Annotated in this window: 10 protein-coding genes; 2 read left to right on the top strand and 8 right to left on the bottom strand. The window is 58.1% G+C overall.

All coding sequences use genetic code 11. From position 1 onward, the window contains the following. Positions 1-41: 41 nt before the first annotated feature. Positions 42-278, top strand: coding sequence for an Lrp/AsnC ligand binding domain-containing protein (locus tag DA915_RS24140; RefSeq protein ID WP_003504815.1), 237 nt, complete (start codon positions 42-44; stop codon positions 276-278). A 380-nt stretch (positions 279-658) separates the two neighbouring features. Here DA915_RS24140 and DA915_RS24135 read toward each other — a convergent pair whose 3' ends face one another. The 3 genes from DA915_RS24135 to epmA all read right to left on the bottom strand — a co-directional run bounded on the left by DA915_RS24135 (position 659) and on the right by epmA (position 3,354). Continuing rightward, the gene (locus DA915_RS24135) at positions 659-850 is read right to left on the bottom strand and encodes a hypothetical protein (RefSeq protein WP_003492264.1); all 192 of its coding nucleotides are present in this window, start codon (positions 848-850) and stop codon (positions 659-661) included. Between the two features lie 378 nt (positions 851-1,228). Further along, complete coding sequence (locus DA915_RS24130; RefSeq protein ID WP_107677551.1) at positions 1,229-2,293, bottom strand: lysine-2,3-aminomutase-like protein; 1,065 nt, start codon at positions 2,291-2,293, stop codon at positions 1,229-1,231. Next, positions 2,290-3,354: an EF-P lysine aminoacylase EpmA gene (gene epmA, locus DA915_RS24125; protein WP_107677550.1), complete on the bottom strand. Its 1,065-nt coding sequence runs from the start codon at positions 3,352-3,354 to the stop codon at positions 2,290-2,292. The genes DA915_RS24130 and epmA overlap by 4 nt, the downstream gene beginning before the upstream one ends. 251 nt (positions 3,355-3,605) lie before the next feature. Here epmA and efp point away from each other — a divergent pair, with 251 nt between their 5' ends. Continuing rightward, entirely contained in the window at positions 3,606-4,175 is a 570-nt protein-coding gene (gene efp / locus DA915_RS24120; protein WP_060725453.1) for an elongation factor P, read from the top strand. Positions 4,176-4,288: 113 nt separating this feature from the next. On the opposite strand, the gene DA915_RS24115 is transcribed toward efp, so the two are convergent. The 5 genes from DA915_RS24115 to DA915_RS24095 all read right to left on the bottom strand — a co-directional run bounded on the left by DA915_RS24115 (position 4,289) and on the right by DA915_RS24095 (position 12,048). After that, on the bottom strand, positions 4,289-5,740 hold the full coding sequence (locus DA915_RS24115) for an efflux transporter outer membrane subunit (RefSeq protein ID WP_060727383.1): 1,452 nt from the start codon (positions 5,738-5,740) through the stop codon (positions 4,289-4,291). 149 nt (positions 5,741-5,889) lie between these two features. Beyond that, positions 5,890-8,979 carry an efflux RND transporter permease subunit gene (locus DA915_RS24110; protein WP_107677549.1) on the bottom strand — a complete coding sequence of 1,030 codons (3,090 nt, stop codon included), beginning with the start codon at positions 8,977-8,979 and terminating at the stop codon, positions 5,890-5,892. Between the two features lie 54 nt (positions 8,980-9,033). Beyond that, positions 9,034-10,236: an efflux RND transporter periplasmic adaptor subunit gene (locus DA915_RS24105; protein ID WP_107677548.1), complete on the bottom strand. Its 1,203-nt coding sequence runs from the start codon at positions 10,234-10,236 to the stop codon at positions 9,034-9,036. Positions 10,237-10,435: 199 nt separating this feature from the next. Further along, positions 10,436-11,095 (bottom strand): TetR/AcrR family transcriptional regulator, encoded by a 660-nt coding sequence (locus DA915_RS24100; RefSeq protein WP_035213668.1) that lies wholly within the window; start codon positions 11,093-11,095, stop codon positions 10,436-10,438. A 2-nt stretch (positions 11,096-11,097) separates the two neighbouring features. Beyond that, complete coding sequence (locus tag DA915_RS24095; protein WP_060727386.1) at positions 11,098-12,048, bottom strand: phosphoribosylaminoimidazolesuccinocarboxamide synthase; 951 nt, start codon at positions 12,046-12,048, stop codon at positions 11,098-11,100. Positions 12,049-12,208: the final 160 nt, after the last annotated feature.

The raw sequence follows: 12,208 nt of genomic DNA, 5'->3' as shown, positions 1-12,208 counted from the left end.
CGAGCAGCCATGCACCGAAAGTTCAAATACGGGAGATGTCCGTGAAGCCCATTTTTGTTCAGCTTCAATGTGAGCCCGGCAAGACCTATGATGTCGCCGATGCCATCTATAAAACGGAACTGGTTTCCGAGCTTTATTCCACCAGCGGTGAATATGATCTGCTGCTGAAAGTCTACCTGCCGCAGGAAGAAGATATCGGCAAGTTCATCAACCAGAACATTGTCAATATTCCAGGAATCGTGCGCTCGCTGACGACGCTGACTTTTACCGCATTCTGAAGACTTTTGAAGATTGTCGTCCATCCGGCCTCAAACGCCTGCTGCCCGCAATAGGGTAGAGATGCGTGCGCACGGCAGGAAGAGCTTTTTCGGTCCAAAGACTTGGCCCGGCTGGGTTCTTGTGACGAGCGCAAGGATGAGGTGACGTAGCGGCTTGAGGAAGCATTGCGCTTAGCGTCCAGTATTCCGTTCGGATCCGGAGCTTTTTTGAGTTCAGCTCCGCGTAGAGCGCTCTGATACGCAATGCATGGCCAGCGCGACTGCAGGCTGGCGGACTGTCAGGCAAAGGAAAAGCGCGCCATAGGCCCGCGTTTTGAGGGTCCGATATTTGGCGCGCTCTGGTTTTGACGGTTGTGTGAGCGGGCGAAAGTTTTCCCGCATCAGGCGACCGCGGCCAGATTCCGGTTGCGCACGAGATCGCGGATCGCAATCCGCACGTCGTCGGCGCTGTCGAACTTCTGTTCGTCCAGGTCGTGAACGTGGAACTTCACCGCGATGAACTTCAACCGGTCGTTATCCGGGATGACGATGCCGACGGGTTCGCCAGCGAATTCAATAACTTGCTTCTGCATAGATATACTCCCGCTGTGGCTAATTAACACAGCATGTTGTCGAACTGATTTTCAGGAAATTGAGACCGTCAGGTCACATTCGACAGCAGCGGGAACACGTGGATTTAAATCCAGCATTCCAGGACTCAAGACCAAGGATTGCGTTGATGCTGATATGTTTTGACATGACACACTCCCTGTATTGGTGTTGGTCCGGAATCAGGAGACTCGTTCTCCAGTTCCACACTGATAATCCAGACCAGCACTAAAATCAATGCTGATTGTTATAGGTAGAATATTTTTCTTTATGATGACAGGAGAGGGGCGGAAATGTGAAATTTTTGTTTTCGTCCGAGGCCGCCGCGAAAAGCCCGGTGTAGCAGGCTTTTTATGTATTTTTTAATCGTCGCCGGTGGCTGGCGGTGGGTAAATATGATCGTTTCCGTTGAAATCGGAAACGGAATAACAGCCATCGCGGGTCTTTTCGGCCGCATTTCGGCCGATAGCAGCCTTGCCGTGACCGCCGGGAATGTCGAGAACATAGGTCGGCTGGCAAAGACCGGAGACATTTCCGCGTAACGCCGAAACGATTCGCTGGCCCTCTTCGATCGTTAGCCGGAAATGGCTGGTGCCGGGCGCAAGATCGGGATGATGCAGGTAATAGGGCTTGATACGGGTCTCGACAAAGGCGCGCATCAACTCGGCAAGAACTGCCGGGTCGTCATTGATGCCTTTCAAAAGCACGGTCTGGCTGACCATGGCGATGCCGGCATCAATCAGGCGTGCCGAAGCGTGCCTTGCGGCTTCGCTGAGTTCTCGGGAATGATTGGCGTGCAGGGCCACATAGGTGGTTTTGCCGCTGACCTTCAGCGCATCGATCAATGATGCGTCGATACGGTCGGGATCGACCACCGGCACGCGGGTATGGAACCGGACGATCTTCACATGCGGTATGTCTTTCAGGCGCGTCATCAGGTCAGACAGGCGCCGCGGGGAAAGCACCAGCGGATCGCCACCGGTCAGGATGACCTCCCAGATGGCGGGGTTCGCTTTTATATAGTCGAATGCGGCGTCAAGTTCCGCCGGGCTCATCATGCCATTGCCCTGCGGTCCGACCATTTCCCGGCGGAAACAGAAGCGGCAATAGACGGGGCAGACATGTACTGCCTTTAAAAGAACCCGGTCGGGATAACGGTGAACGATGCCGTGGACGGGGCTGTGCGCGTCGTCGCCAATCGGGTCGTCCCGTTCTTCGGGAAGGTGAACGAGTTCGGCCGCATCCGGCACGAATTGCCGGGCAATGGGATCCTGCGGGTCGCGGCTATCGATCAGCCCGGCAATCGACGGCGTGATGGCGAGCGCGTAACGCTGCGTCACCGCGCGCAGGTTCTCCAGCGCTTCGGCTTCAATCAGCCCCGCTTCGAGAAGCGCTTCGGGTGTCTTGATGGTCTCGAGCCCTGTCATCGTCCATATTCCGCGACTGGAGCCCACATGACGAGATCGATACGCGGTGCGCCGGTTGCCAGCATCACCAACCGGTCGAAACCGAGTGCTATGCCGCTTGCCGGCGGCATGATTGCCAGTGCGGCCAGAAAATCCTCGTCCAGCGGATAGGTCTCGCCGTAAATGCGCTGCTTCTCGGCCATTTCCATTTCGAAACGCCGTCTCTGCTCGGCGGCGTCGGTCAATTCGCCGAAGGCATTGGCGAGTTCAACGCCGCAGGCATAAAGCTCGAAACGCTCCGCAACCCGCGCATCCCCGGGGGACTTGCGGGCAAGGGCTGCTTCGCAGGTGGGATATTCGTCGAGAATGGTTGCCCTGCCGAAACCCAGCTCCGGTTCCACCCGCTCCACGATGACGCGGCTGAACATATCCGCCCAGCTATCGTCAGCGGCCACGCGAATGCCGGCATTGGTGAGGCTCGCGGCAAGATGGCGGCTGTCGGTTTCGCCGTTTCGGCTGATAGTGGCCAAGAGGTCGACATTAGCATATCGCTCGAAGGCTTCGGCGACGCTCACTCGTTCCGGCTCCAGGAATGGATCGACGCTGCGGCCGCGATAGGTGAAATTCTTCGTCTTTGCGGTTTCAGCTGCCAGCGCCAGAAGATTGGCGCTATCCTTCATCAGGCTCTCATAGGTTTCGCCGACCCGGTACCATTCCAGCATGGTGAATTCCGGGTGGTGCAGGGGGCCTCTCTCCCGGTTTCTGTAAACATGCGCAAAACAGGTGATGCGTTTTTCACCGGCGGCGAGCAGCTTCTTGCAGGCAAATTCCGGCGAGGTGTGCAGATAAAGCGGCGCGGCGTCGCCGGCCGGCGTCAGGCCTTGCGTGGCGAAAGCATGCAGATGCGCCTCATTGCCGGGGGAGATCTGCAATGTCGCGGTATCGACCTCAAGAAAATCGGCGCTGGCGAAATAGCTGCGAAAAGCCGACTGGATCGCATTGCGCCCGATGAGAAACGCGCGGCGGTCCGCGTGGACGTCAGGCGTCCACCATGGCGACATTGTCTCGTTGCTTGCACGCATTCTCAGTTCTTTTCCGTCTTCTCTGCGGCGCTCAATTGCGGAGAAATGGTCCGCAAAACGCCTGATCGCGTCATTTAAAGCAATTCCGGGCGGAAAACCGCTAGGCACTCTTCCGGGAATTGCTGTAGAAGGCTGGCAATTCGTGCGGATTTAAGGTAGTTGCGCCCCAGAAAAAAGACAAAACGTCTGCCGGGGCCGGTGCTGCCGCGCAGTCCTTTACGACGCATTTCATCGAGTTACAAGGAAGTCATATGGTCAAGGTTATCGCCTCATCCGTCCGCAAGGGCAATGTTCTCGACGTGGACGGCAAGCTTTACGTCGTTCTCACCGCGCAGAACTTTCACCCCGGCAAGGGCACGCCGGTCACGCAGGTGGACATGCGCCGCATCGTTGACGGCGTGAAGGTCTCCGAGCGCTGGCGCACCACCGAGCAGGTCGAGCGCGCTTTCGTTGAAGACCTGAACTTCCAGTTCCTTTATGAAGATGGCGAAGGCTTCCACTTCATGAACCCTGAGAACTACGACCAGGTCGTGGTCGATACTGAGACGATGGGCGATCAGAAAGCCTATCTGCAGGAAGGCATGACCTGCGTTCTTTCCATCCACGAAGGCAATCCACTGGCTGTGGAACTGCCGCGTCACGTCACGCTTGAGATCACGGAAACGGAACCGGTCGTCAAGGGCCAGACGGCTTCTTCTTCCTACAAGCCGGCAATCCTCTCCAACGGTATTCGCACCATGGTGCCGCCGCATATCGATGCCGGCATTCGCGTGGTCATCGCGACGGAAGACAATTCCTACGTCGAGCGCGCCAAGAACTGAGCCTGACGGTCGGTTAGACAAAAGCACCGGGTGACCGGTGCTTTTTTATGCCATGAACAACAAAAAGCCCGCGTCGAGACGCGGGCTTTTTGTTTGTCTTTTGGGGGCGGTTGTTACATGCCCTTGGCGGCTGCTGCTGCGGCGATGGTCGGGCCACCCTTCTTCGGTGCGGCCGTCTGGCCCACGGCATAACCGCCGCCGAGGGCTACGTTCAGCGATACATAATCCTGAGCCGTCTGCTGGATCGCAGTCGCAAGGTTTGCCTGCGCATCAGAGACGGAGCGCTGCGCATCGAGAACGTCGAGCAGAGAAGAGGCGCCATCACGGTAGCTGGCGGTCGAGAGCTGCAGGGCTTCCTGATAGGAAGCGACAGTCTTTCTCAGGGCAGCAACCGTGCGCTGGTCACGATTGACCGCGGCCAGAGCGTTTTCGACTTCTTCAACGGCATTGAGAACAGTCGATTTCCACACCAGGTACTGCTCGCGTGCCTGCGAGTTGGCCAGATCGATATTGGCGCGGATCGAGCCGCCATCCAGGATCGGCAGGACGATACTCGGGCCGAAGGACCAGCCGTTTGCCGAACCTCTGCCGCCACCGCTGACAAAATTGTAGCTCGGGGTAATCGCGCCGCCGAGTTCGATGCTCGGATAAAGCTGGGCTTCAGCAACGCCGATCTTGGCGACCGCAGCAGCCAGATTACGTTCGGCAACGCGAATATCCGGACGGTTGCGGATCAGGTCCGCCGGAATGCCGGAGGGTGGGATGGCGCGGGCAACAGGCTGGCGTGCGCCCTTCTGCAATTCCGTGATGAGTGAGGAAGCTGGCATGCCAAGCAATGTCGCGATGCGATGTGCTGCTTTGCGGAAGCTCGTTTCCAGGCCCGGAATCTGCGATAGCGTGGAGTTGACCAGACCCTCGGACTGGACAACGTCAAGCCGCGAGGCTGCACCGGCCTCAAGCTGCAGCTTGGTCAGATCCAGCGTTTCGCGGCGGGAAGAAAGGTTCTGGCGAGCGATCGCCAGACGCTCCTGATAATAACGCACGTCGATATAAGCTGCGGTGACTGCGGAGATCAGCGTCAGACGCTGAACATCGACCGTAGAGTAAGCCGCATCGAGAGACGCGTTGGCGCTTTCCTTGGACCGCTGGTAACGACCGAAAAGATCGAGAAGCCAGGAGACGCTCAGGCTACCGGAGGATGCGTTCGTGACCGGCACGTCACGGTAGCTTCCCTTTGTCTGGCTTGTGGTGTGTTGTCCCTGCGCTGTCAGGCTCGGCAGCGAGCCCGCGCCGGCCGAGATCACCTGGGCTTCCGCCTGGTTGATGCGTTCGATCGCCTGCATCACGGTGAGGTTCTGCGCGAGGCCCGTGGAAACGTAACCATTGAGGCGGCTGTCGTTGAATGCATTCCACCACGCGACGGTGCTGATGTCGCCGTTACTGGTTTTTCCGGCTTCCGCAAACTTGCCCGGCAATTGAATTTCCGGGGTTTTGTGGTCGGGCCCGACAACACAGCCTGAAAGCAGCAGCATTGTCAGGGGAATAGTAGCGCGAATAGACAGCATGTAATTTTCCCAATTCTCTGGTTGGCTTACCGAGCGCGGCTTGCTGACAAATGGGCTGCGCGGTCGATATGCCGTAGAAACGTGCATTTGCCAAATCGGCAATATTTCTAGCAGCGTATTAACGGTTGGCACAGCCCATTTTTGTTTTGTTAACGCCTTGAAAGGCGACGAATGATGACGAAAAAGGACGGAACGAAGAAAATTCCGAGCAGTGTTGCAGAAAGCATACCACCCAGGACCCCGATACCGATTGCATTTTGCGCGGCTGAACCCGCTCCAGTTGCGATTGCGAGAGGCACAACACCGAGGATGAAGGCCAGCGACGTCATGATGATCGGACGCAGGCGCAGCTTCGCCGCCTCCAGTGTCGCTTCCATCAGGCTCAGTCCGTGCTCCTGTCTCTCCTTGGCGAACTCAACGATCAGGATCGCGTTTTTCGCCGCAAGGCCGATGGTCGTCAGAAGGCCCACCTTGAAGTAGACGTCGTTCGACTGGCCGAAGAAATGCGCCGCGGTCAATGCGCCGAGAACGCCCACTGGCACGGCCATGATGACCGAGAAGGGGATGGACCAGCTTTCATAAAGGGCGGCAAGGCAAAGGAAGACGATCAGTACCGACAGTGCATAGAGCATCGGCGCCTGCGAGCCGGAGAGGCGCTCCTGATAGGAAATGCCCTGCCACGCGACGGTGTAACCGCCCGGCAGGCTTGCCGTCAGGCGTTCCATCTCGTCCATCGCGTCACCCGATGCTACGCCTGCGCCGGCGGTGCCTTCGAGCGAGATCGCGCCTGTACCGTTGAAGCGGGCGAGAGACGGCGGCGCATTGATCCATTTCACTTCGCTGAAGGAAGAGAAAGGCACCATCTCGCCGCTGGTATTGCGGGCGTACCAGAATTTCAGGTCGTCCGGCTGCATGCGGTAGGGTGCGTCACCCTGGACATAAACGGGCTTCAACTCGCCGTTCAGAGTGAAGTCATTGACATCCCGGCCGGCAAAGATCGTCGACAGCATGAGGTTCACGGAGGAGAGATCGACCCCCATGGCTCCCATCTTTTCCTGATCGAGAACGATCTTCATCTGCGTTTCATTGTCCTGGCTGTCGCTTCGAAGCGAGCTGATCTTCGGATTGCTGGTCGCGAGCGCGATCAGCTCCTTGGACGTGGCGGTCAATGCCTCGGTGCCGTTGCGGCCGCTATCCACGAGATACATCGAGAAACCGCTCGATGTGCCCATGCCCTGAATTGCCGGCGGCAGAAGCGGGAAAACCTGAGCATCGCGGAAACCGAAGAAGGTGCCCATCGCACGCTGCACGATGGCGCCGGCATGCTGATCGGGCGCGGTTCTCTCGGCGAAATCCTTGAGCCTGGTGAAGACGATAGCGTTGTTCTGGCCCGAACCGCTGAAACTGAAGCCGAGCACGCCGAAAACAGATTCGACATTGTTGGCTTCCTTTTCGCGGAAGTAGTTTTCGACCTGCTTCACCACCTCGTTGGTTCGCTCGATATTCGAACCGGTTGGCGTCTGGATGATCGTCAGCAGCACGCCCTGGTCTTCCTGCGGCAGGAACGAGCTTGGCAGCTTTGAAAAGAACCAGGCGCAGCCGCCGATCACGATCGCGAAGAGAATCATCACGCGCAGGGGCCGTTTCAGCAGATAACCGATGGAGGAGACGTAGCCATCCGTCGTCTTGCCGAAGCCGCGGTTGAACCACGCGCCCGGTCCGCGCTGCTTCTTGTGATGGTCGATCGGCTTCAGCATGGTGGCGCAAAGCGCCGGCGTCAGCACGATGGCGACAACGGCCGAAAGCAGCATGGCCGAAACGATGGTGATCGAGAACTGGCGGTAGATGATGCCCGTCGATCCGCCGAAGAAGGCCATCGGAATGAACACGGCTGTGAGCACGAGCGCGATGCCGATGATCGCACCGGTGATCTCGCCCATCGACTTTTCGGTCGCCTCGACCGGCGAAAGGCCCTCTTCCGACATGATGCGCTCGACGTTTTCGACAACGACGATAGCGTCATCGACGAGAAGGCCGATCGCCAGAACCATGGCGAACATGGTGAGCGTATTGATGGAATACCCGGTGAGCGCGAGAACGCCGAAGGTGCCGAGAAGCACGACCGGAACGGCGATCATCGGAATGAAGGTGGCTCTCAGATTCTGCAGGAACACCAGAAGCACGACGAAGACGAGGATGATCGCCTCGATCAGCGTATGCACCACTTTCTCGATCGACAGCTTCACGAAAGGCGTCGTGTCATAGGGATATTCGATCGAAACCCCCTCGGGCAGCGAACCCTCGACATTTGTCAGAGCCGCTTTCACGCGTGCCGCCGTGTCGAGCGCGTTGGCGCCCGTGGCAAGGTTGACTGCGAAACCGGCGGACGGACGGCCGTTGGATCGGGAATCGCCGCCATAGGTTTCCTGGCCGATTTCGATGCGCGCCACGTCGCTGAGGCGAACCGTCGCGCCATCCTTTTCGACTTTCAGGATGACCGATTCGAAATCGGCAACGGTGGTGAGCTGGCTCTGCGCCGTCACCGTCACATTGAGTTGCTGGCCCTTGACCGCGGGCACGGCGCCGAGCGAGCCGACCGAAACCTGGGTATTCTGGCTTTCGATGGCGCTGGTGACGTCGGCGGTGGTCAGCTGGTATTTGTTGAGCTTGAACGGATCCAGCCAGATACGCATCGCATATTCGGAGCCGAACACGTTGATGCTGCCCACGCCTTCGAGGCGCTTGATCTGGTCTTCGACACGCGAGGAGAATACGTCGCCGAGATCGGCCGAATTGCGCTTGCCGTCGGTCGAGATCAGCGCGCCAACCATCAGGATACTCGATGTCGAGCGGCTGACCTGGATACCCCGCTGCTGCACGGTATCGGGCAATTGCGACTGGACAAGCTGCAGCTTGTTCTGCACCTGAACCTGCGCAATGTCTGGCAGGATGCTGTTGCCGAAGGTCAGCGTCACTTCGGCGCTGCCAGTCGAGGACGACGAGGTCATATAGGTGAGGTCGTCGAGGCCGGTCATGCCGTCCTCGATGATGGTCGTCACCGATTTCTCGACGGTTTCGGCGCTGGCACCGTTATAGGTCGCACTGACACGCACCGTTGTCGGCGCAATATCGGGATATTGCGAAATGGAAAGCGTCCAGATCGCAAGGGCGCCGCCCAGCATGATGACGATGGCGATAACCCATGCAAACACGGGGCGCCTGATAAAGAAATGGGCCATGGCAGTCCTGCCTTACCTTTTACGAGCTTCGACCAAGGGGTTTCGTGCTCATGCTTATTTCGAGGGGGCGGCGGCAGGCGGAGCTTGCTGCGGCAGAACGACGATACCGCGATCGTCAATGGTCACTTCAACTGGCGCAACCGTTGCACCGTCGGCAATCCACTGGAAGCCGTCGACGATGAGCTTGTCGCCATCCTTGACATTTTCCGCCACTAGCCAGGCGTTGCCCGACTGCTGGCTGGACGGGAAGGTGCGGGTTTCCACCTTGTTTTCCGCGGTCACGAATTTTGCGGTCAGTTCGCCATTGGCGTTCCGGCTCGCTGCGCGCTGCGGAATGCGGAAACCTTTTTCCTTGCCGATCGTCAGCGTGGCGCGAACATAGGTGCCGGGAAGCAGAAGATCATCAGGGTTGTCGAAGAGGGCGCGGATGGAGAAGGTACCCGTCGTTTCGCTCACCGCCATGTCCGACATATCAATCTTGCCGTCATGCTTGTATTCGGTGCCATCTTCCAGCGTCAGGTGAATGCCGGTCTCCTTCGTGTCGCCGCCAAGCTGACCCGATGAGATCGCCTTTTTCAGACGCAGGAGATTGATGCTGGATTCCATCAAGTCGATATAGATCGGATCGATGCGGCGCAGCGTTGTCAACGCCGTCGTCTGGTTCGCCGTCACCACGTTGCCGATGCTGAAGGCGGTCGCGCTGGTAATGCCGTCGAAGGGGGCGCGGACCTTGGTGAGATCGAGATTGATCTCGGCCGTTTCCAGCGCTGCCTTGGTCTGTGCCACGTCGGCTTGCGCCTGCAGCAGCGTCACCTTGGCATTTTCATATTCGATCTGCGTTGCACCGCTGTTGACCAGGCGTTCGTAACGGGCAAGGTTCGCCTGGGCGCTCGGAATGCTTGCTTCCGCCTTCGCCACGTTAGCCTTGGCCTGCGCCACTTCCGCCAGATAGGTATTGTCCTCGATCTGGTAGAGAACGTCGCCCTGCTTGACCTCGCTGCCTTCCTTGAAAGGAATTTCGCGGATGATGCCGGTGACGCGCGGCCGGATTTCGGCTGTCTGGAACGCGCTGGCGCGGCCGGGCAGAACGGTGGTCAGGGGATATTCGCTGGTCTTCATCAGGATGATGCTGGCCGGAGACGGCGGACGCTCTGCAGTCTGGCCGGCGGTCTGGCCGCTCTCGCCGCCATCGCTGCAGCCCGCCAGAAGCGCGGTTACACACAGAGAAGCAAATAGGGGTAAAATACGTCGGCTCATTGTTCTTCCCTGCGTATCGCTCGCATTTAACTATAAGCGCAATGTCGCTCGGCGGATGCGCGTCCGGAAACAGACACGACAGGCGAAGGCCTTGGAAGGGACCCGATTCGCTCATTTTGTCCGGACCGCCACGCGCATAGAAGCGCAGGCTTTTGCGCTTCGCAAGCAATTGCGAGAAGGTGACGTAAATTGGGAATCGTCACTTAGCAAGCGGATTGCGCAATCCCGCGTCGATTAAATCGACGAGTTGATCGCAACGTGTTGCCAAATTGCCGATATCTTCCCGCGCAATGAGGACGGGGTGGATGACGCTGGTCAGCGCGTGGAGCACGGTCTCCGCCAGAGGAGGGATATCGGTGGCGGTGTAGATTCCCGCCTCGACGCCGTCCTGAATGATTTCGGCCAGCAATTTAACGATGACGGATTTATAATAATCTCCGCACTTCATGTCCTGCTTGGCGGTCATCAGGATCATTTCGAAGACGTAGGGATTCTTATTGAGATCCTGGTGGTGCTGCTCCATCAGGTTGCGCGCGAGATGGCGCAATCTGGAAAGCGGTGCATGGCTTTTGTCGAGTGGACAAATCTGCCGTTCGAAAGCGCCGATCTGTTCGAAGCCAAGGGCGTCAACGAGCGCGTTCTTCGAGCTGAAATTCTTGAAGACATTGGCGGGAGACATGCCCAGCGCTGAGGCGATATCGGCAATCGCCACCGCATTGAAACCACGCTCCCGGAAAAGCTCTTCCGCTTTGGCGAGAATGTCCCGCCGGGTTTCCTCGGCGGAACGGCGAGGCCGGCGCCTGACAGGACGGTCACTCTTCCTGTCGCCCTTTCTCGCCTGTTCGATCATTTTGCTCACGGTCAGACTCCGGGGAAGAACGGCTCCAGATTCCGGCGTACTCTTGCAAGCGGCGTCTCGCCGCTATCGTCGGGAACGAAGCTCTGTCCGGTGATGCGTTCGTAAGCATCAATATAAACCTTCGAGGTCTGCAAGACGAGATCCTGCGGAATTTCGGGAACGTCATCCTTATAAGGGTCGCAGCGTTCGGCAACCCAGGCTCTCACGAAATCCTTGTCGAAGCTCGCCGGCCGGGTGCCGTTGCGAAAGCTTTCCTCATAGCTGCCAGCCATCCAGTAGCGGCTGCTATCAGGTGTGTGGATCTCGTCGGCCAGGATGATGGTGCCGTTTTCATCCGTTCCGAATTCATATTTCGTGTCGACGAGAATGAGGCCCTGCTTTGCGGCAATTTCCTGCCCGCGCTTGAACAGCGCCAGCGCGTAACGGGAAAGCGTGTCCCATTGCTCTTGTGTCAGGAGTTTCTTCTCCACAATCTCGGTCGGTGTCAGCGGCTCGTCGTGGCCGCCATCGAAGGCCTTGCTTGTGGGCGTAATCACCGGTTCGGGCAGAATCTGGTTGTCCTGCATCCCGTCAGGAAGGCTCATGCCGTACATCTGCCGCTCGCCCTTCTTATAAAGGGTCAGGATCGACGTGCCTGTCGTGCCGGCCAGATAACCGCGAACCACCACCTCGACCGGCAATATCTCAAGTCTTTTGCCGATGACGACATTTGGGTCAGGATAGCTGACCACATGATTGGGGCAGATGTCCTTTGTCTTTTCGAACCAGTAGCGGGCCGTCTGGGTCAGGACCTGTCCCTTATAGGGTATGCAGGTGAGAATACGGTCGAAGGCGCTGAGGCGGTCGGTGGATATGATGATACGGTTGCCGTCCGGCAGATCGTAGTTTTCCCGCACCTTGCCACGGTAGTAATTCGGCAGCTCGGGAATGACGGCTTCATCGAGAATGCGCACGGGCTCTCCAATTCTTGGCTTTAAAAGGGGACGTGAGACGCCCCAAGTCTTCTGAAACTCTCGTCCGTTCCTATTGCATGTTTCCTGGAACAGGGCCAGTCGCGACATAAAGACTGTCCTTTCCCCCATTTCCGTTGCGCACCACGAAACTATGTAGTGA

Origin of the sequence: Agrobacterium sp. LAD9 (genome assembly GCF_003031125.1) — a bacterium.
GTDB classification, from domain to species: Bacteria; Pseudomonadota; Alphaproteobacteria; order Rhizobiales; family Rhizobiaceae; genus Agrobacterium; species Agrobacterium radiobacter.
The sequence above is the reverse complement of the archived record's forward strand: the minus strand, read 5'-3'. Positions and strand labels throughout refer to the sequence as shown.